Consider the following 21,013-nt stretch of genomic DNA (forward strand, 5'->3'; position numbering starts at 1 on the left):
CTATACCTCTAATTAATATTTTTTAAATTTAAAGCGAAATCTTCAAATAGTTTAGCTTTTTTTAGATCGCCGTCTCTTTTAAGTTTTTTTGAAATTTCTATATAGAATAGAGGAGATAAAAACTCTTCTAAATCTTTATCTTTAAATAGGTTAAAATAATCATCTTTTTTATTTATTTCTTCTATGTCAACTTCAAAAACTTCAGATAAAGTTTTTCTTATAGTATTAGATGTAAAAGGCTTTTGTAAGTAAGCTTTTGCACCAAGTTGAGTAGTAGTAACTGCATTTTTTATAGTTCCAAAAGCAGTCATAATAACTACAGGAAATTCATAGCCTTCATCTCTAAGCATTTGAAGAAGGGCAGTGCCACTTACGTTTGGCATCTTTATATCTATAAAGGCTATATCAAAATCAAATTCTTTTACAAGGTTTAGAGCTTCATTTGCATTATTTGCAGAGTGGACAATAAATCCATCACTTTCTAAAGATTTTGAAAGTAGTAAACGTATATTTTTAGTATCATCGACAACTAGTGCTGTTTTCATAAAATAATCCTCCGTGATTTTATTATTAATAGAATACTTTAAATGGATATATAAGTAAATGATTAATACCTATCGTAAAAAAGAATAATCTTATATAAGTTAAAGAGAAATAAGGATAAACGCTACAAACAAACTCTAAAAGTATTGATTAAAATTTTTATTCTATAGAAAATTTATTAGATTAAATATTTACTATATAATATAATTTTTATTGTAGGAGGTGGAATTTGATGTTAAAAAGTATAAAGTTTAAAATCTATATGGTTTTAGTAGTATTTTTACTATTGATGGTTGGAAGTAGTTTTGTTTCTATTAAAAATTTCAGAAATTTAGATAAATCAATAGATTTAATAATGAATAACAACTTCGATAGTATAGTAATAGCACAACAAATGAGAGAGGTTATAGAAAGACAAGATAGTTTAGAACTTACTTTTTTATTTGAAGATGATAAAAAATCTCTATCTCCTGATTATGATAAAAGTAATGTTAAGTTTTTAGAACTTATATATGAAGCAAGGCAACATATAAGTGAAAATAATGAAAAAGAAATGATAGACGGTATAGAAAAAAATTATACAGTCTATACAACAAAGGTTCGTGAACTTGAAAAATTAAAAAATGAAAAAAATAGTGATGTAGCTAAAGTTTTTTATTATAACGAAATACTGCCTATCTTTGAAGATATAAAAGATGACACATACGAAATTTTAGATATTAATCAAAAATCTATGGTTACAAAGAAAGAAGAATCGACTACCCTTGCAAACAATGCAACTTATTATACACTTTTTATTTTAGGTGCTGGGCTTATTTCAGGAATAATAATAATAGGTGCTTTATTAAAAAAAATAATAAGGCCTATAGAAGATTTAACAGTTGGGATTAAAGAAGTATCACTTGGAAATTACGATTATAAAATACCATTAAGGCGAGATAAAGAGATAAATTCAATTTTAAAGAGTTTTAACCATATGGGTGATAGATTAAAAGAGTATGAAGTTTTAAATATAAATGAACTATTAAACGAAAAACAAAAGGCAGAAGCTATAATAGAGAGCATTGAATCACCTATAATAGTAACTGATGAAAAAAATATAATAATAATGATAAATAAAGCAGCAGAGAGAATATTTGATGTAAAAGAAAAGAGCACTATAAATAGATTAGAACTTAGTGATATAAGTGAATTAAACGAATTAAAAGAAAATTATAATAATGAATTAGAAATAGTAAATGGTAAAAATAAAATTTATTATAGAGTTATTTCAAATGAGATTATATCTAAAGAAAATAATAGAATCGGTAAAGTTTTATTACTTCAAAATATAACAAAGTTTAAAGATGTAGAGAGATTAAAAACAGAGTTTGTATCTACTGTTTCACATGAATTTAGAACACCCCTTACTTCTATATCTATGGCAGTTGATCTTTTATTACAAAACAGTTTTTCATCTAAAGAAGAAATGGATGAGATGTTACACATCATTAAAGATGATGGCGAAAGACTTAATATATTAGTTCAGGAGTTATTAGATTTAACTAAGATGGAGTCTGGAAAAATTGAGATGGATATAAGAGATATAGATATAAGAGATGTTATTTTATCTGTTAAAAACACTTTTAAAATACAATTTGATGAAAAAAATATAAATTTTATATTTGATACAGTTGGAATTTACAGATATGTAAAGGCAGATTTTAATAAGATATCTTGGGTTATGGTTAACTTAGTTGGAAATGCTATAAGGTATGTAAAAAGTGATGGAACAGGTGAAATAAAAATAAAGGTAAATGAAGTAAATAACGAAATGCTTGTTTCAATTGCTGATAACGGTGAAGGAATATCAGAAGAGAGTCAAAAGGTAATATTTGAAAAGTTTGTTCAAATTAAAAATAATGAAGGTGAAATAACTGGAAGTTCAGGACTTGGCCTTGCTATTTGCAGTGAGATAGTAAAAGCACACAGAGGAGAGATATGGGTAGATAGTAATATAGGCATTGGAAGTACATTTTATTTTACTTTAAAATTAGGTTCATTTATTGAAGATTAGAATTTGTAATTAACAAATCATAAGTATGATAGTATAATAACAAGGTAAAAGATAGAAAAAGGAGATACTAATGATTATAGAATTAAAAGATAAAAGAATTGAAGAGCGTATTAAGCATTTAAATAAAGCAATAGAAATAGTTGGAGGAAATGAAATCTTAAGTTTAGATAATACTTCAAGCAAAATAGTAGAAGAGATAGTAAAAAGTGTCCTTGAAGGAAAGGGTGCAAACATTTTAGTTTTAAATAAAGAATATACTATAGAAGAATTATATAAAATAAAAATAGATTTTGAAAAATATTTCTTAAAAAATAAATTCAAGATAATATCTAGAATAGTAGAAAAAATTAAAAAGTATAATACTGAACTTGAAAGCAAAATAAGAAACTTTAAAAAGACTAATTCTTTAGAAGATTTTAGAGAGATTAGTAAAGAAGTATAAGAAAAGTATAAGTGGGAATTTGATAGATTCCTATTAGTAAATGTTGAAGATTTAAACGAAAACACAAACTACTATGGAGAATATCTAAGTGAAAAGAAAAAACAACTTATAGATAGTATTTTTGTAAAACTAGGTATATAATAATTAATAATTCATTTTTATATAGAGAATTCTTAATAAAAGTGAAAATTTATAAAATTCTAACAGAAAAGAGAAATCTAATCTAGAAGGGAAGAAATAATACTTAAGGGAAAAATTAAAGTTTTAACCCTTTATTTAGTATAGAATTTTTTAGTCAAAATTCCTTTAAAGCTTAGAAGGAATTTTGGCTTTTTTTATTTTGTTTAGGAGGATTTTTTTATATGAAAAAAATAGCTGTAATAAGTGCAATTTTAGAAAACCCTAAAGAATGCCAAGAAGATTTTAATAAGATAGTTTCTGACTTTAGAGGAAGTATAAGGGGAAGGATGGGTATACCTTTTGAAGAAGGAATATCAGTAGTTTCTTTAACTGTAATAGGTGAATTAAATGATATAAACAGTTTAACTGGGAAGCTTGGGAACATAAGAGGGGTAACTGTAAAAACTGCTATTGCAAAAAAAGAGTTCTAGAAAGGATTATATTATGATAGTAAGAGAAATAATAGATAAATTATATAAAACTGAAAATGCTACAGATGAGGAGCTTTTATTTATTTTAGATAATTTATCTAAAGAAGACGAAGAATATTTATTTAGTAAAGCAAATGATGTAAGGCTTAAAAATTACGATAATAAAGTATATATGAGAGGCTTAATAGAATTTACAAACTTTTGCAAAAAAGATTGTATGTATTGCGGAATAAGAAGAAGTAATAAAGAGGCTGATAGGTATAGACTTACATTTGATCAAATAATGGAATGCGTAGAACTTGGAGATAGACTAGGATATAAGACTTATGTCCTTCAAGGTGGAGAAGATGATTATTTTACAGACGAAAGAATGATAGAGATAATTAAAGAAATAAAGAAAAGATTTCCATCTAATGCAATAACATTATCTTTAGGAGAAAGAAGCTATGAATCTTATAAAAAGATGTATGAAGCCGGTGCAGATAGATATCTTTTAAGACACGAAACTGCAACTAAAGAGTTATATGATAGTTTGCATCCTGGAGAAATTATGGAAAACAGAAGAAGATGCTTAAATGATTTAAAAGATATAGGTTATCAAGTTGGGGCTGGATTTATGATAGGGCTTCCAAATCAAACTAATAAGGATTTAGTTAATGATTTAAGATTTGTAAAAGAATTCAAACCTCATATGTGTGGAATAGGTCCTTTTATTCCACAAAATCAAACTCCTTTAAAAGATGAAGAGGGCGGAAGCTTAGAAAAGACTGTAATAATACTTGCACTAGTTAGATTGCTTTTACCAGATGTTTTACTACCAGCTACTACTGCCCTTGGAAGTATTGACCCTTTAGGTAGAGAAAAGGGAATTAAAGCAGGTGCAAACGTAGTTATGCCAAATCTATCTCCAACAGACGTTAGAGATAAATATGCTCTTTATGACGGTAAAATCTGTACAGGAGACGAAGCTGCTGAGTGTAGAGGATGTATAGAAAGAAGAATGAATAGCATAGGTTTTGAAATAGAAGAAAACAGAGGGGACAACGTTAAGTGGTTAACTACAGAAGATGGTAAACAATATGAAAATTTAAATGAACACAAGAAGAATATTAAGACAAATTTAGTTTTTAAAAAATAGGAGGAGTTATAATATGTTTATAGACCATAAATTAATTAATAGTATTATAGATGAAACAAAAAATCCAAAGGTAGATGAAGCAAGAAAAGTAATAGAAAAAGCAAAAAGAAAAGAAAAATTAAGCTATAAAGATATAGCAATCCTTCTATCAACAGAAGACGAGGGTGTAGTTAAAGAGATCTACACTTTAGCAGGTGAAATAAAAGAAAGCATATACGGAAAAAGAATAGTTATGTTTGCTCCTCTTTATGTAAGTGATTATTGCGTAAATAATTGTGTTTACTGCGGTTATCAAAGATGTAATGAATTTAAAAGAAGAAAACTAACTATGGAGGAAGTAAAAGAAGAAGTTAAGATTTTAGAAAAAATGGGACATAAAAGATTAGCTTTAGAACTTGGAGAAGACCCAGTTAATGCACCTATAGAGTATGTTTTAGATTGCTTAGATACAATTTATAAAACTCAAAATGAAAATGGTGAAATAAGAAGAGTTAATGTGAATATTGCAGCAACAACTGTAGAAGAATATAAAATGCTAAAAGAAAAAGGAATAGGAACTTATATACTTTTCCAAGAAACTTACAATAAAGATGTTTACGAGTATATGCATCCTAAATCACTTAAAAGTAACTACGAATATCATTTAACTGCATTTGATAGAGCTATGGAAGCTGGAATTGACGATGTTGGTGGAGGAGCTTTATTTGGTCTAGCTAATTACAAATTCGAAGTTTTAGGCTTAATGATGCATAACGCTCATTTAGAAGAAAAGTTTGGAGTAGGTTTTCACACTATATCAGTTCCAAGGCTTAGAAAAGCAAACGGAGTTACAATGGAAAACTTCCCAAATCTTTTAACAGACGAACAATTTAAAAGGGTAGTTGCAGTACTTAGAATAGCAGTTCCATTTACTGGCTTAATACTTTCAACTAGAGAAACTAAAGAGATGAGAAAGGAAGTATTAAGATACGGAGTTTCACAAGTATCAGCAGGTTCAAGCACAGGTGTAGGTGGTTATAAAGATAGAGAAGAAAACGGAAAAGACGACAAACAATTCGAAACATCTGATGAAAGAAGTCCTCTTGAAGTTATTAATTGGCTTTTAGACGATGGATATATCCCAAGTTACTGCACAGCTTGCTATAGAACTGGAAGAACTGGAGATAGATTCATGACTTTAGCAAAATCAGGTGAAATTCAAAAGGTTTGTGAACCTAACGCTATAACAACTTTAGTAGAATATGCCTTAGATTATGGTGATGAAGCGTTTAAAGAAAAAGCTATAAACTCTGCAAAAAAAGTAGCTTCAGAACTTAAAGACCCAAAGACTAAAAAAATAGTAGAAAACAATATAGAAAGATTACAAAAGGGTGAAAGAGATCTTTTCTTATAAATAGGAGATGATAGTATGAACAGTACACCAAATGCAAATAGAAAACACGTTGCTATTTTCGGTAACACAAATAGCGGAAAATCTTCACTTATGAATTGTATATTAAACCAAGACGTATCATTAGTTTCAGACGTTATGGGAACTACAACAGACCCAGTTAAAAAAGCTATGGAACTTATAGGAGTCGGTCCTATACTTTTAATTGATACAGCTGGACTTGAAGATACATCAAAGCTTGGGGATTTACGAAAGAAAAAAACTATGGAAGTTTTAAGAAATACAGACGTTGCAGTTTTTGTTTTAGACGGAAGTAGCCCGGATTTAGATAGTTTTTATAGATGGAGAAGCGAAGCTAAAAAGTTTAACATTCCATTTATAGTAGCTTTAAATAAATCAGAAATAGCAAATACTGAAATTGTTAGAAGCTTAAAAGGTAAAAATAAAAACTCAATCTGTACATCTACAGTAACAGGTGAAGGTATAGAAGACCTTAGAAAACTTATAGGTGATTTAATAGAAGAAGAAGAGGAAGATAAAAGCTTAATTGGAGATTTAGTCCCTTATGGTGGAAAAGTGATTTTAGTAGTTCCAATAGATTCAGAAGCACCTAAAGGAAGGCTTATTCTTCCACAAGTTCAACTTATAAGAGATTGCTTAGATAACGGTATAAAGAGCTATGTAGTTCGAGATACTGAACTTGAATCTGCACTTGAAGATATTAAAGATGTAGACTTAGTAGTAACTGACTCACAAGCTTTTAAAGAGGTAAGTAAAATAGTTAAAGAAGATATAAGACTAACTTCTTTTTCAATTCTTTTTGCTAGACAAAAAGGTGATTTGAATGTGTTTATAGATGGAGTGAATGCTATAAGAAACTTAAAAGAAAATTCTAAGGTTTTAATTTCTGAGAGCTGCACTCATAACGTATCTCACGAAGATATAGGTATGGTTAAAATTCCAAACCTTTTAAGAAAATATGTGGGAGGAAATTTAGAGATAGTTCACAGAATGGGAAATGATTTTCCAGAAGATATAGAAAAGTATGATTTAGTAATTCACTGTGGTGCTTGTATGATTAATAGAAAAACTGTAATAAACAGAATAAACTATTGCAAAGAAAAAAATGTTCCTATAACTAATTACGGAGTAGTTTTAGCATTTTTAACTGGAATTTTAGAAAGGTCAACTGACCACATTAAATAGACAATCATATTTGTTTAGTGTATACTGTTTTTAGAAATAAATAAAATAAATACGCTAGGGGAGCTAATAATATTGGCTGAGAGGTAATTTAAAATTACTGACCCTTTTACCTGATATGGATAATGCCAACGGAGGGAAGCTTTTAATTAATTTAATTATGATTTTTTTAGGCTTTCTTTATTTAAAGAAAGCCTTTGTTTTTTTCATATATCATAAATTTAGCTAGTCCTATTAGGTTTTAGGGCTAGCTTTTTTTAGGAGGAGAAAATTTATGAAAAAATTTACTGATGAATTATTTAAAGAAGCAAAAGGGATATTTGATAAATATGTAGAGCATCCCTTTGTAGACGAAATGGGAAAGGGAACTTTAGATAAAGAAAAGTTTAGAGATTATCTAATTCAAGATTATTTATATCTTAAAGATTATGCAAAGGTTTTTTGTATTGGAGTAACTAAAGCAGATACTATGGATGAGATGAGATTTTATTATAAATCAGTTGAAGGTACTATGGAAGACGAAACAGCAACTCATATAAAATATTTAAAAGACTTTGGGTTTACTCCAAAAGAAGTAGAAAATATGGAGATAAATATAATCAATTCAAGCTATACAAATTTTATGTTAGGAACTGCACTTACAGGTGATATTTTAGATATAGCTTTAGCTGTGCTTCCTTGTACTTGGAGCTATAACTATATAGGAGTAGCTTTAAGAGATAAATATAAAGATACATTAGAAAATAACTTTTATAAACCTTGGATAGATATCTACTGTGATGAATCTTATGATGAATTTACAAGAGAGTGGTTAGATTATGTAGATGAAAAATGCAAAGATTTAAGTGATGATAAAAAAGAAAAACTAAAGAAAATATTTATAATGTCATGTATGCACGAAATGAATTTTTGGGATATGGCATATAAAATTAAGTAGGGGATATAAATGATTATAAATAGCTTAATAGTAATTTTTACAATAATAGTATTTATCTTTTATATAAGAGAACTTAAAAATAAGCGGTTAAAAACTAGAGAACTTGTAATAATTGGAGTTATGAGCGCTGCATCATTTATACTGCATACTATACAATTTATAAAGTATCCTCAAGGAGGAGGAATCACCCTTCTTTCAATGCTTCCCATTTTATTATTATCTATAATTTATGGAGCTAGGGTAGGGATGACATCAGGGCTTATAGTTGGAATATTAGAACTTTTAATTGGTGGGTTTGTAGTTCACCCTGTTCAAATTTTATTAGATTATATTTTATCAAATATGGTTTTAGGACTTTCAGGTATCTTTGGAAGTGATAAGAAGTATAAGTACATTTTAGGAAGTGGACTAGCTATGTTTTTAAGTTTAGTTACTTGCATTATTTCAGGTGTAGTATTTTTCGGAAATTTTGCACCAAAGGGAATGAATGTACTTTTATATTCTATTATTTATAATGGTTCAAGTATGGGAGTTGAAAGTGTAATAACTCTTATAGTTTTATTTTTATTACCAATAAATAAGATAAAAAGAATTGCAAATAAATAATATTATCTAAATCTTTATGTTATACTAGCAAAAGAAAGTATAACGTAAAGATGGAGATATATATGAAAAACGAATTTATAAAATTTAAAATAAATGAAAAAATAATAAAATCATTAGATGAATTAGGGTTTTTAAAGCCTACAGAAGTTCAAGATAAGGTTATAGGTGAAGCTCTATTAAATAAAGATTTAATAGTTAAAGCAAAAACAGGAAGCGGAAAAACTTTAGCTTTTGGAATTCCTTTAATAGAAAGATCAGAGTTTTTAGAAGAAACTCCTAAAACTTTAATCCTTGCCCCTACTCGTGAACTTGCAATTCAAATAAAAGAAGAATTATCTAATATAGGTAGACATAAAAAAATTAAAGTTGTAAGTTTAATTGGAAAAGAATCTTTTAAAGATCAAGAAAAGAGTTTAAAAGATAAATGCCAAATAGTAGTCGGAACTCCAGGAAGGGTTTTAGACCACTTAGATAGAGGGACTTTAAAGGGGAGTAACATAAAATATTTAGTTATAGATGAAGCGGATGAAATGTTTAATATGGGCTTTATAAGTCAAATCTCAGGTGTTTTTAGAAGGATTTCTAAAAGAAAAGTAACTATGATTTTTTCAGCAACATTTAAAGATGAAATCAAAAAACTTAGCGAAGAATATATGGATAGACCTATACTTATAGATATTAAAGGTGCATCAGTATCAAACGAAGATATAAGCCATAGCTTAGTTAAAGTAGAAGGGAATTTAAAACTTCAAACTTTAAATAATATATTACTTAATGAAGGACCTAAAAGAGCTGTAGTTTTTTGTAGGACTAAAGATAATGTAGCTAAAGTTTATGATTATTTAAAAGCATTAGGATACTCTGTAGATTTTATTCACGGAGATAATTTACAAAAAGATAGAAATAGAAAAATGAATAGTTTTAAAGATGGAGATTATAGAATTTTAGTAGCTACTGATATAGTTTCTAGAGGGATTGATGTTGAGGATATATCACACGTTATAAATGTTGATATCCCAGTAGAAAAAGAAGCTTATGTTCATAGAATCGGTAGAACAGGGAGAAACGGCAATAAAGGAAAATCTATTACTTTTGTAACTCCTTTTGAAGATAAGTATTTAGACAGAATTGAAGAATATATAGGGTTTAATATAGATAATTACTCAGATGATTTAGATAATTTACCTATAAATAAAGCTAATATAGAAGTTTTAAAATCAAAACCATTAAAAACTATTAAAAGAGAAAAAGCTAAATCTAAAGTTATGAAGATTTATCTAAATGGTGGAAAAAAGAAAAAGATAAGAAAGATAGATATAGTTGGTACTGTTTTAAGTATTGGAGGGATTACATCAGATGATGTTGGAGTTATCGAAATAAATGATTCTGGTTCTTATGTTGATATTTTAAATGGTAAAGGTCAAATAGTTTTAAATGAATTAAAAAATAAAAAGATTAAAGGAAAAACTTTAAAGGTAGAAAAAGCAAAGAGATAGCCAAATTTTTGGCTATCTTTTTTTGAAAATAATGTTAAATATATAACTATTTGAAATGATAAAGAAAAAATTAGGAGATATTAATTAAATTAATATAATCAGATAAAAATAAAATAGTGTAATTAATAATTACACTGTAATCAATAATTACAATTTGTATAAGATTAACTGTAATTAATAATTACATATATCTAAAAGAAATAGATAGAAAATTAACAAAGTGGTCAAAAATAAGGTTGGCATGGAACTTGCTATAAAATATGAGTAAGAAAATTTATAAACATATTTAAAATGAATAATACAAAAGAAGGGAAATTATTATGGATAACAAAAAGTTTAAAAAAGGTTTGATGTTTGGTATTTTAGTAGGTCTAGCTTGGGGGCTTGACGGTGTTTTAATGGGAAGAGTTGGTTTAGATAAGATTTTTAATGATTTTAGTTTTGCGGCCTCACAAGGAGTTCAAAGCACTGCTTTTGAATTTTCACCATTAGTTACAGCATTTTTCCACGAAGGATTTTGCTTTGTTTGGGTTGCTTTAGTTTTATTGTTTAGTAAACAGTTAAAGCATGTATTTTATCTTTTATTTAAGACTAAAAAGGGAAGAGCTGCAGCTATTGCGGCTTTAGTAGGTTCACCAATTGGTATGAGTGCTTATCTTTTAAGTATTAAATACGCAACGGCGCCATACGCTTCAAGTATTTCAGTAATTTATCCTGGAGTAGGTGCTATACTTTCTTATTTTATATTAAAAGAAAAATTATCTATTAGAGCTATGCTTGGTATTTGTGTAAGTTTATTAGGGTCATTTATGCTTGGATTTAATCCATCAGGTGATGTTCCTGAAACATTTTTCATGGGAATAATGTTTGCAATTGTTGCTGTTTTTGGCTGGGCTCTTGAAGGCGTTATTATAGGATTTGCTATGAAACATATAAAGGGTGAAGATGACGTAGAAGCTTCTCCTCAGCAATTTTTATGTTTAAGATACTTAGTTTCTACATTAGCTTATGCAATTATAGTGTTACCTGTAATCGGAGGATATCCATTAGCAGGATATATAGTAAAGTCAGGAATGGTATTTAATTATGCAGGAATAGCTATACTTGGTGCTATAACTTATCTTTCATGGTATAAAGCAGTTGATTTAATCGGTGCTGCTATGGGAACTGCTTTAAATAGTACAGCCGCTTTATGGGTAATAATATTTAGTGCAGTTTTATTTGGAAATAAAATAACTGGAAGTTTAGTTTTATGGGGAGTTGTAATTGTACTTGGAGTATTTATTTTTGCAATAGATCCAAAAAACTTTGGTAAAAAGAATACAGAAACTTTAGATAGTGAAAATATTATGTAATTTATAAAAAAAAATTCTATAGGAGTTTATGATTCTTATTTATATAGAGCTATTTAGTTAATTTTAGGAGTTTGATTTATGTTAAAAAAAGAAATAATAGATAATATGAAAAATATAGTTGATAACTGTATGGGAGATTCAGATGCAGCCTGCGTTGCAACTTGTCCTATGCATACTGACGTTAAAAAATATATAAGATTAATAAAAGAAGATAAGGGATTAGAAGCTATAAAGGTAATAAGGGAAAAGCTTTTTATTCCAGGAAGCCTAGGTAGAATTTGTGCTCACCCTTGTGAAAAAGAGTGTAAATGGAACGAAGGAAAGAGTCCTATGGCTATAGCTTCATTAAAAAGATATGCAGCTGATAATTTTGATAAAGAAGAAAATTGGGATTTAAATATAAAACCTTCAAATGGAAAAAGAGTTGCTATAATAGGGGCTGGTCCTTCAGGACTACAAGCATCACTAGACCTTATAAGAGAAGGCTTTAGTGTAACTGTATTTGAAAAGCTTCCTGTAAGAGGCGGGATGATGGCAGTTGGTATTCCAGAATATAGACTTCCAAGAAATATATTAGAAAAAGAAATAAGTTATTTAGATAAATTAGGTGTAGAATTTAAACTTAACTGTGAAATAGGAAAAGATATTAAATTCGAAGAATTAGAAAAAGAATTCCATAGTATAATTGTTGCAGTTGGTAAACATGAAGGAAGAGTAGATAAAGGTTTAGCTAACTTTGATTCTAAGGGAGTATTTAGTGCAGCAGATTACTTAAAAGAAGCCGCATTAACTAGAAATGTAGAAAATGCAGGTAAAAAAGTTTTAGTTGTAGGTGGCGGAGACGTTGCTATGGACTGCTGTAGAGTTTCAAAAAGATTAGAAAATGTAGAAGAAGTTTACTCAATATGCTTAGAAGAGAGTTTTGATAAAATGGCCTCTTCTAATCACGAAATTAAAGGTGCTATAGCGGAAGGTGTTATATTTAACCATGCTAAAGCTATAAAAGAAATTATAGTAGATGAAAATAATAGAGTTTCTAAAGTTATTTTAAAGAAATGTTTAAGTATGTTTAACGAAGAAGGAATGTTTTCACCAACATTCGATGAGAATAAAACTACAGAGTTAGAAGTAGATACAATAGTCTTTGCTATAGGTCAAGGAGTTGATTCAAGCTTTGCAAAAGGGAAATTAGAACAAGCTAGAAATACAGCTTTTATTTGTGATTCTCAAACATTACAATCAGAAAAAAATAATAAAGTATTCTTTGCAGGAGATGCTTCAGGACAATCAGTTATAGTTATTCAAGCTATGGCAACAGGAAGAAGAGCAGCGGAATCAGTTAGGAGGTTTTTAAATAAAGAGTCATTAACAGAAGGAAGAAAAATAGAAGATACTTGGAGTTTCCAAACTAAATTAGATATGCCAACTGATTGGAGCAAAATTGCAGGCTTAAGAGAAGATATGGCAGAACTTGACCCAAAGATAAGAGTAACTTCATTTGATGAAGTTTCTTTAGGATATACTAAAGAAGAAGCTTTAAGAGAATCAAATAGATGTAGACAATGTGAATGTAAGCTTTGCATGAAAGAATGTTTAATGCTTAGAGAATATACAGATTGTCCAAAGAAATTATTTAGTGAATATCTAGAAAAAGGCTATGAAAATATGGATAAAATGATTGCATATTCTTGTAATCAATGTAGTCAGTGCACTATAGTTTGTCCAAACAGTTTTAATATAAAAGATAATTTCATAGCTATGAAAGAAGATTTTGCAGAAAAAAATAAAGGACAAGCAATTATAAAGGAATTAGAGTTCTGTGCAAATCAGCAAGAAAAAGAATCTAGTAAAGAATATTCAATTGCAGTTAAAGCTAATCATGGAGAGGCTAAAAAGACTAAGTACGTTTACGTTCCAGGATGTACAGTTCCAGCATATACTCCGGAAGGAAGTGATGCAGTATTAAATCACTTAAAAGAAACTTTAGGTGAAGAAAACGTAGGGGCAGTGCTTCAGTGCTGTGGTAAAGTTTCACTTTTAGTTGGAGAAAAGAGAAGATACTTAGATATAAATAAAAAAGTTATAGATGTATTTGATGAGATGGGCGCAGAAGTTATAGTAACAGTTTGCCCTTCATGTTATCAGGTTTATAGTGATACAGCTAAAAATCAAAAGGTTATATCTTACTGGGATTTAATAAAAAATGAAATAGGAATGCCAAAAGAAGCTAAGGATAAAGGAGTTAATTCTGATATAGTATTAAATATTCATGATTCTTGCGTAACTAGAGATGTTATATCTCATCATGAGAGTGTAAGGTGGATGTTAGATGAAATGGGATATAAGTGGTCGGAGATAGAACATAACGGTAAAAATACTAGATGTTGTGGTGTTGGAGGAATGGCTTGTAGCGCAAACCCACCATTATATGAAAAATTATACAACAGAAGAAAAAATGATTTTAATTCAGATTCTGTTGTAACTTATTGTGGTTCGTGTAGAGGAACTATGGAAGCTTCAGGTATGGATGCTATGCATATTTTAGACCTAATGTATGGACCTACTCATATGAAAAAAGACAAGAAAAAAAGAGGCTACAAAAACGAAGAAGAAATGTGGAAAAACAGATTAGCTACAAAAGCTAAATTTGAAAAGCACAATAAATAATTAATATTAATAACCTATCTATAAAAAGATAGGTTATTTTTGTTTTTAAAATAATAAATAATAATATATAATTAAAGTATTAAAATTTTGGGGGGCTAAATTATGAGGTGTCTAGTTATACATGGAAGTCCAAGAAGAGGAAATACTTATGATGTTTTAGAAAAAGTAATTTTAAAATTAAAGGATATAGAAAATTTAGATATTGAAATAATTGAACTTAGAAAAGAAAATATACCGCTTTGTATAGGGTGTTTTAATTGTATTTTAAAAGGGGAAGATAGATGTCCTCATAGAAATAATATGGAAAGCCTTATAAAAAAAATTAACGAAGCAGAAGTTTTGATTTTTACATCTCCTGTTTATTCTATGCAAATATCAGGTCTTATGAAAAATTTTATAGACCATTTATCTTTTAATTTTCATAGGCCTAAATTTATAGGAAAAAAAGCTTTAGTTATTACAACTACAGCAGGCGCTGGGCATAAAAATTCTGCAAATTACTTAAGAGATGTTTTAAAATACCACGGAATAACAGAAGTTATAACTTTACCTATAGCATATAGAGCATCTACTTTAAATGATAAAAATCTAAAACTCATAGATAAACAAAGTGAAAAATTTAAATCTATCATAGAAAATAAGAATATTAAAAACGCATCTTTTAAGCAGGTTATGCTGTATAACTTTTGGAGGGGAATGGATAAATCAGAAGGTATGGAAGCTGATGAAAAATTTTATTTAGAAAATAATAGAGTCTATTACGATGAGAGTAAAGTTAATTTTATTTATAAGATCTTCGGAAATCTAGCTTATAAAATAATTAAAAAATGATATGGATTTTTCCATATCACTTTTTAATATTATAACGTTTAATTTTGTTATAAAGTGCATTTCTACTGATACCTAAGCTTTCAGAAGCTTTTGTCATATTACCATCAAAAAACTGTAAAGTTTTTTTGATTTCTAATTTTTCAAGTTCTAATAAAGATTTTAAAGGCTCTTTGCATTCTTTTACGTCTTTAGGATTACAAATGGAACAAGAAATATCATCGCAATTATGTTCAATTGGATTTCCTAAATTATCAAAATCTAAGCAAGTACACTCATCAAAATTCATCTCATAACTAGTTTCACCATTTAAATTAACTATATTTTCAACGCAGTTTTCAAGTTCTCTTATATTACCAGGCCAGCAATAAGAGATCATCTTTTTAAATAACCTCTGAGAAATAGGGGGTATAGGTTTATTTAACTTTTTACATTTATCTTCTAAAAAGTAATCTATTAAAATCGGAACATCACCTAATCTATCTTTAAGAGGAGGAACTTTTAAAGGTATAACATTTAACCTATAGAATAGATCTTCTCTAAATCGACCGTTTTTAATTTCTTCTTTTAGATTTTTGTTAGTTGCAGCTATTACTCTTACATTTACATTAATAGGGGATTTTCCGCCTATTCTAGTTATAGTTCCTTCTTGAAGAACTCTAAGTAAATGAACTTGCATCTCTAGAGGCATTTCGCCTATTTCATCTAAAAAAATTGTTCCACCATTTGCTAGTTCAAACTTTCCAGGTTTCCCGCCTCGCTTAGCCCCTGTAAATGTTCCATCTTCGTAGCCAAAAAGTTCTGATTCTATTAAAGATTTTGGAATAGCACCACAGTTTAGAGCTATAAATGGTTCATTTTTTCTAAGGCTTTCGTTATGTATAGATTGTGCTAAGAGTTCTTTTCCAGAACCACTTTCACCAGAAATAAGTATAGTAGATGGGCTTATACTTACTTCTTTGGCAAGATTTATTACAGATTTTAAAGCTTCACTTTCTCCGATTATATTATGAAATTTATATACAGCATCGTTTGATATAAACCTATTTACTGTTTTTAGCTCTCTAAAAACTAAAATAAAGCCTAAGTCCTCATTTGATGAACTATATATTTTACGTATATCACAATTAAAGTTTATAGTTTTAGAAGAAAGAAGAACACTTTGAATACTTGTACCTTTAAAACTACTTAAAGTATTTTTAAGGTTTGGAAAGAAATCAAAAATGCTTTTATAAAGGATGCAGCTTTTTGCACCTAAAAAATAAAGGGCTTTGTTATTGTAGAAATTTATGTTTAGATTTTTAGAAATTGTTATTACACCATCATCTAAAGATTCAATTATGTCAATTAGATATTGAGAATTAAGTTGATTCAAAGTTTTCACTCCCCATTAAATAAAGTGGATAAATATATTGTAATTTTATCATAATGTGAATTTTTATCAAATACTATTATATAAAGGCTAAATATTTTATACAAAAGTTATGTAAAGATTGGGGGAATTATATGAAGTATACATTAAATGTGCCGACAGAAATTTATAGAGGGGAAAATGTTATAGATAGCAATTATAATATATTTAAGGAATTCGGTAAGGTTTCTTTAATTGTTACAGGAAATAAATCAACTAAGTTAAATGGGTCATTAGGAGATTTATTAACTGCTTTAGATTTATGTGAAATAGAATATTATATTTTTGATAAAGTTATAGAAAATCCAAGTTTAGATATAGTAGAAGCTGGTGCTAAGTTTGGGAAAAAATACAATGTTGACTTTGTTATAGGTATAGGCGGAGGGTCAGCTATTGATGCCTCTAAAGCTATATCTGTAATGTTAACTCAAAAAACAGAAGATTCTAGAATTCTTTTTAAAGACGGAAATCTAAGTAACCTTCCGCTAGTTGCAATTCCTACAACTTCTGGGACTGGAAGCGAAGTTACAGGGTATTCTATATTAACGGACCATAAAAGGGAAAATAAAAGAAAAATAAAAAGAGAAATCTTTCCTGACTTTTCTTTTATAGATTGGAGATATACTAAGAGTTTAGATGAAAACTTACGTAAAAATACAGCACTTGACGCATTTACTCATTTAGTAGAAGGGTATTTAAATTCGAATGCAACAAAGGAAACAGATGCACTAGCTATAAAAGGCCTTAAAATGTTTAGTGAATGTTTAGAGGGTGTAAGTAAAGGTAAACTTAATGACTTTGAACTTGAAAAGTTATCAGAAGTTTCTACTATAGGTGGAGTTTTGATTTCAATTAATGGAACAACTATGCCACACTGCATGGGGTACCCTTTAACTTACTATAAAGGACTTCCGCATGGAGTTGCAACAGCTTGTCTTTACCCAGGGTATTTGGAAAGCTTTAAAGAGGCTAAAAAGGTTAGAAACATAATAAATATTTTAGGGTTTACAAGTTTAAAAGATCTTCAAAAGGTAATAATAAGACTAACACTTAATAATATTATAGTTTCAGAAGACGAACTTACAGAATACTCTAAAAAAGTATTAGAAGATAAGAGACGATTAAAAAATCACCCTGAAATTGTAGAGTATGAAGATATTTATAAGATATACTATAATAGTTTAATTGGTAAGCATAGAAAATTCTAGGTACTATGATATAATGAATATAAATCTATAGAAAAGAGGAATAATGATGAACTATAAGTTTAATTATAATGGAAAAGAATTTATATTAGATGAAGAAAATCTCCTTGATGTAATAAATGATGAAGAAAATCCCTTAAAAGGATTAGAGATAGAAGAGATTATAAATCTTTTAAACGAATCTTCTGATGTTGATTTTGATAAAGCTTATTATAGTACTCCTTGTGAAGAGTGTAACTCTAACTTTAAAGATAGCAAAAAAGAAAGCGAATATTTAGAATATTATTTTTATGTTTACTCTAAAGATTCAAATTACGTAATAAGCACAATCTCAAAAGAATATGAAAACAAAACATATAACAGAATGGAAATAATGGGCGAAGTTGATAATAGTTATATAGTTACTATTATAGTTTGCGCAAATTGTTCTAAATATCTAGTTCAAATAGAACAACTTGAAGTATAAAAAAACGTATAAGAGATTTCTCTTATACGTTTTTTTTATAATTTCATAAAAGCTACAAGTAATAAGCAAATACCAGCAAGCCATGAAAGGTCGATATTAGACTTATTTATAAACTTTTTCCCAATAAAACTTCCTAAAACAAAAGAGATAACTCCAAATACAAAGCAAAGCATAATAAAGAAATAGCTGTTAATCTTTAAAAAACTAATTCCTAAGCCTACAGCAAAGCTGTCAAGAGAGAGCGCTAAAGCTAAGTATATAGATTCTTTTAATGATATCTGTTTTGATTTATCAAAGTCAGCTTTGATTTCATCTATATAAACTTGAAATGCAAATTTAAAATCGAATATTTTAATTGTTAAAGGTTTTTCCCTATTTAAAAATTTAGAAAAGAATTTTTTAAATATTCCTTCAAACAACTTATAAATTCCAATTACAAAAAATATTAAAAAGCTTAAACTTTTAGTTATATAGCTAGGTAAAAAGGACTCTATATAATTACCTGAAAAAATTGAAGTAGATAATATAAGGATAGAGATTATATTTATTATAAAAATATATTTTAATGGTATTTTTATATTCATAGCACTATATCCTATGCAAGTAACAAAAGAATCTACGACAAGTGATAGTATTATTATTAATGTTTCCATATATTACTCCATGCACATAAAGTCTTCAATATATATTATGAAAATTTATATATCCTGTTACAGACTTCGACAGTAAATATAAATAATTAGTACACATAATGTTTAAATATAGAAAACTCTATCAAATTTAGGGTTACATAATGTATAATAATTTTGTTAGAGATTAATAGATATACAAAATTAGGGGGACAAAAACTGAATGAAAATTGCCAAAAAGCTTTCGCTTGTATTTATAGGTTCAACCTTATTAATACTATCGATATGTTTATTATGCGGAGTATGGATTTTAAATGGGCTAAAAAATGGGGAAGTAGAGAGAGCAGTTTCTAAGAGTTCTTCAATTTATAGCCTTTACAACAAGAGAATTGCAGATATTACTGATGTCGCAAATGAATTAAGTGAAGCTGTAGTTATAGAATATTTCGTAAAAGAAGAAAGCAAACAAGAGGTATATAAAAATATTTCTAAAAACTTAAATGAAATGTTTAATAAAAATGATATTCTTTATGCTGGATTTTTCTTAAATGATAATGAGAAATTTTACAATGTACGAGATAGTGGCGTAAGTGATAAGCTTTTACAAAGTTTATATGAACTAAGCAAGGGGAAAGAACATTTAAGCGGAAGTATAAAATTTAATGACAAGTTATACATAGTATCAATTGATAAAATTGATAAAGATTATAAACAAAAGGCAGGTAAGGTAATCGTAATAAAAGAAGTTGATAGTAGATTTTTAAATTTATTAAAATATTTCTCAGGAAAAGATGCAGAGATTGAATTAAATTATGAGCCTTTAGAAAAGCCTACAGCATACATAGGAAGAGAAAAAGTTCCTGTATATAATGAAGTTTTAAGAGATAGAATTATTAGTTATATTGGAATAAACACACTAGAAGAAGGAAGAAATATATATTTAACTATAACAGAGGGAAGAACTGTAGTAGATAAGAGCAATCTTATAGTAAGCAAGCTTATAGGAATACTTTTAATATTAATTTTATTTATAAATGCTATAACATTTTTAATAGTTAGAAATAATTTAATTAAAAGAATTATTACTATGAATAAAGATGTTAATGATATTATAAGTTCAAAAGATAAAAGCAGCCATCTAAAAATTGATAAAGAAGATGACGAAATAACAGGGCTTACTGTAGATATAAATAAAATGATAGATAACATACGAGAAGTTACTTTAAATTTAGATTCAAGTAAAATGCAATATAAAGCTCTTTTAAAGACTATGACAAATGGCTTTATTTATTTAAAAAGAGAAGATTATAAAATCTATAAAGTAATTCAAATTAATAATTCTGCAAAGAAAATGATTAATTTAAGTGATGGTAAATTAGAATACTTTAAAGGAAGTAGTGAAATAGAGAAACTTCTAGGAGTTATTGAAAAAAATATAGACTTATCAAAAAAAGAAACATATGAAGAAGTTTATTTAGGAGAAGGAAACTTTGCTAAAGTTAGTTTTCAATATAAAGAGGATGATTCTATAGTACTAGTTTTAAATGATATTACAGATTTAAAAAAATATTCTGATGAGATGAAGTATCTAGCAAATTATGATACATTAACAGGGGTTTTAAATAGACATAACATCATGAAATATATAGAAGATCTAACTTTAAAAGAAGAGCCTTATACAATTTACTTTATAGATTTAGACAACTTTAAAGGATTAAATGATACATTAGGTCATAATAAGGGAGATGAAGTGCTTTGTGCTGTGTCAAAGTCTTTAAATATCATATGCAGTGATTTTGTAAGAGTTGGAAGACTAGGTGGAGACGAATTTGTTGTAGTTAAAAGAGGCGAAAATGATATTTTAGAATCAGAAGATTTAGCACAAACCATATTAGAAGTATTAAGTTCTATTATTAGAGTAAACAAGTTAACATTTGAACTAAGTGGAAGTATTGGGATTCCGCAAGCAAATTCGAAGCCTGTAAGTTCATTTTGAACTGCAAGTTTAGACACATCTTTAAGTAAAACAC

General features: G+C 28.0%; 18 protein-coding genes and 1 riboswitch. Of the genes, 15 read left to right on the forward strand and 3 right to left on the reverse strand.

Annotated elements, in window-relative coordinates:
- Positions 1-8 precede the first annotated feature (8 nt).
- A complete protein-coding gene (locus tag M4I33_RS04625) occupies positions 9-545 on the reverse strand; it encodes a response regulator (RefSeq protein WP_257915711.1) in 537 nt (178 codons plus the stop codon).
- Positions 546-775: 230 nt separating this feature from the next.
- Here M4I33_RS04625 and M4I33_RS04630 point away from each other — a divergent pair, with 230 nt between their 5' ends.
- The 12 genes from M4I33_RS04630 (at position 776) to M4I33_RS04685 (ending at position 15,275) form a co-directional block, all read left to right on the forward strand.
- Complete coding sequence (locus tag M4I33_RS04630) at positions 776-2,599, forward strand: ATP-binding protein (RefSeq protein WP_257915712.1); 1,824 nt, start codon at positions 776-778, stop codon at positions 2,597-2,599.
- Positions 2,600-2,669: 70 nt separating this feature from the next.
- Positions 2,670-3,041 carry a hypothetical protein gene (locus M4I33_RS04635; protein ID WP_257915713.1) on the forward strand — a complete coding sequence of 124 codons (372 nt, stop codon included), beginning with the start codon at positions 2,670-2,672 and terminating at the stop codon, positions 3,039-3,041.
- A 362-nt stretch (positions 3,042-3,403) separates the two neighbouring features.
- A complete protein-coding gene (locus M4I33_RS04640; RefSeq protein ID WP_194191370.1) occupies positions 3,404-3,652 on the forward strand; it encodes a TM1266 family iron-only hydrogenase system putative regulator in 249 nt (82 codons plus the stop codon).
- Between the two features lie 13 nt (positions 3,653-3,665).
- A complete protein-coding gene (hydE, locus tag M4I33_RS04645; RefSeq protein ID WP_257915714.1) occupies positions 3,666-4,790 on the forward strand; it encodes a [FeFe] hydrogenase H-cluster radical SAM maturase HydE in 1,125 nt (374 codons plus the stop codon).
- A gap of 13 nt (positions 4,791-4,803) precedes the next feature.
- Positions 4,804-6,183, forward strand: coding sequence for a [FeFe] hydrogenase H-cluster radical SAM maturase HydG (gene hydG, locus M4I33_RS04650; protein WP_257915715.1), 1,380 nt, complete (start codon positions 4,804-4,806; stop codon positions 6,181-6,183).
- 15 nt (positions 6,184-6,198) lie between these two features.
- On the forward strand, positions 6,199-7,386 hold the full coding sequence (hydF, locus tag M4I33_RS04655) for a [FeFe] hydrogenase H-cluster maturation GTPase HydF (protein WP_257915716.1): 1,188 nt from the start codon (positions 6,199-6,201) through the stop codon (positions 7,384-7,386).
- Positions 7,387-7,432: 46 nt separating this feature from the next.
- A riboswitch (TPP riboswitch) is annotated at positions 7,433-7,540 on the forward strand.
- A gap of 117 nt (positions 7,541-7,657) precedes the next feature.
- Entirely contained in the window at positions 7,658-8,320 is a 663-nt protein-coding gene (gene tenA / locus M4I33_RS04660; protein WP_257915717.1) for a thiaminase II, read from the forward strand.
- Positions 8,321-8,329: 9 nt separating this feature from the next.
- Positions 8,330-8,926 (forward strand): energy-coupled thiamine transporter ThiT, encoded by a 597-nt coding sequence (gene thiT / locus M4I33_RS04665; RefSeq protein ID WP_374707690.1) that lies wholly within the window; start codon positions 8,330-8,332, stop codon positions 8,924-8,926.
- Between the two features lie 62 nt (positions 8,927-8,988).
- Positions 8,989-10,422, forward strand: coding sequence for a DEAD/DEAH box helicase (locus tag M4I33_RS04670; RefSeq protein ID WP_257915718.1), 1,434 nt, complete (start codon positions 8,989-8,991; stop codon positions 10,420-10,422).
- Between the two features lie 320 nt (positions 10,423-10,742).
- Positions 10,743-11,777 (forward strand): DMT family transporter, encoded by a 1,035-nt coding sequence (locus M4I33_RS04675; protein ID WP_257915719.1) that lies wholly within the window; start codon positions 10,743-10,745, stop codon positions 11,775-11,777.
- A gap of 78 nt (positions 11,778-11,855) precedes the next feature.
- Positions 11,856-14,444 (forward strand): FAD-dependent oxidoreductase, encoded by a 2,589-nt coding sequence (locus M4I33_RS04680; RefSeq protein WP_257915720.1) that lies wholly within the window; start codon positions 11,856-11,858, stop codon positions 14,442-14,444.
- 102 nt (positions 14,445-14,546) lie between these two features.
- Positions 14,547-15,275 carry a flavodoxin family protein gene (locus tag M4I33_RS04685; protein ID WP_257915721.1) on the forward strand — a complete coding sequence of 243 codons (729 nt, stop codon included), beginning with the start codon at positions 14,547-14,549 and terminating at the stop codon, positions 15,273-15,275.
- 16 nt (positions 15,276-15,291) lie between these two features.
- Here M4I33_RS04685 and M4I33_RS04690 read toward each other — a convergent pair whose 3' ends face one another.
- Positions 15,292-16,647, reverse strand: a complete 1,356-nt coding sequence (locus tag M4I33_RS04690) for a sigma-54-dependent Fis family transcriptional regulator (RefSeq protein ID WP_257915722.1) — start codon at positions 16,645-16,647, stop codon at positions 15,292-15,294.
- Between the two features lie 131 nt (positions 16,648-16,778).
- Here M4I33_RS04690 and M4I33_RS04695 point away from each other — a divergent pair, with 131 nt between their 5' ends.
- Complete coding sequence (locus M4I33_RS04695) at positions 16,779-17,891, forward strand: iron-containing alcohol dehydrogenase family protein (protein WP_257915723.1); 1,113 nt, start codon at positions 16,779-16,781, stop codon at positions 17,889-17,891.
- Positions 17,892-17,937: 46 nt separating this feature from the next.
- On the forward strand, positions 17,938-18,354 hold the full coding sequence (locus tag M4I33_RS04700; RefSeq protein WP_257915724.1) for a DUF3785 domain-containing protein: 417 nt from the start codon (positions 17,938-17,940) through the stop codon (positions 18,352-18,354).
- A 35-nt stretch (positions 18,355-18,389) separates the two neighbouring features.
- On the opposite strand, the gene M4I33_RS04705 is transcribed toward M4I33_RS04700, so the two are convergent.
- Positions 18,390-19,007, reverse strand: a complete 618-nt coding sequence (locus M4I33_RS04705) for a manganese efflux pump (RefSeq protein ID WP_257915725.1) — start codon at positions 19,005-19,007, stop codon at positions 18,390-18,392.
- 199 nt (positions 19,008-19,206) lie between these two features.
- On the opposite strand from M4I33_RS04705, the gene M4I33_RS04710 reads away from it, so the two are divergent.
- Complete coding sequence (locus M4I33_RS04710) at positions 19,207-20,979, forward strand: diguanylate cyclase domain-containing protein (protein ID WP_257915726.1); 1,773 nt, start codon at positions 19,207-19,209, stop codon at positions 20,977-20,979.
- Positions 20,980-21,013 lie beyond the last annotated feature (34 nt).

This window comes from Clostridium sp. LY3-2 (assembly GCF_024705715.1).
Lineage (GTDB): Bacteria > Bacillota > Clostridia > Clostridiales > Clostridiaceae > Clostridium.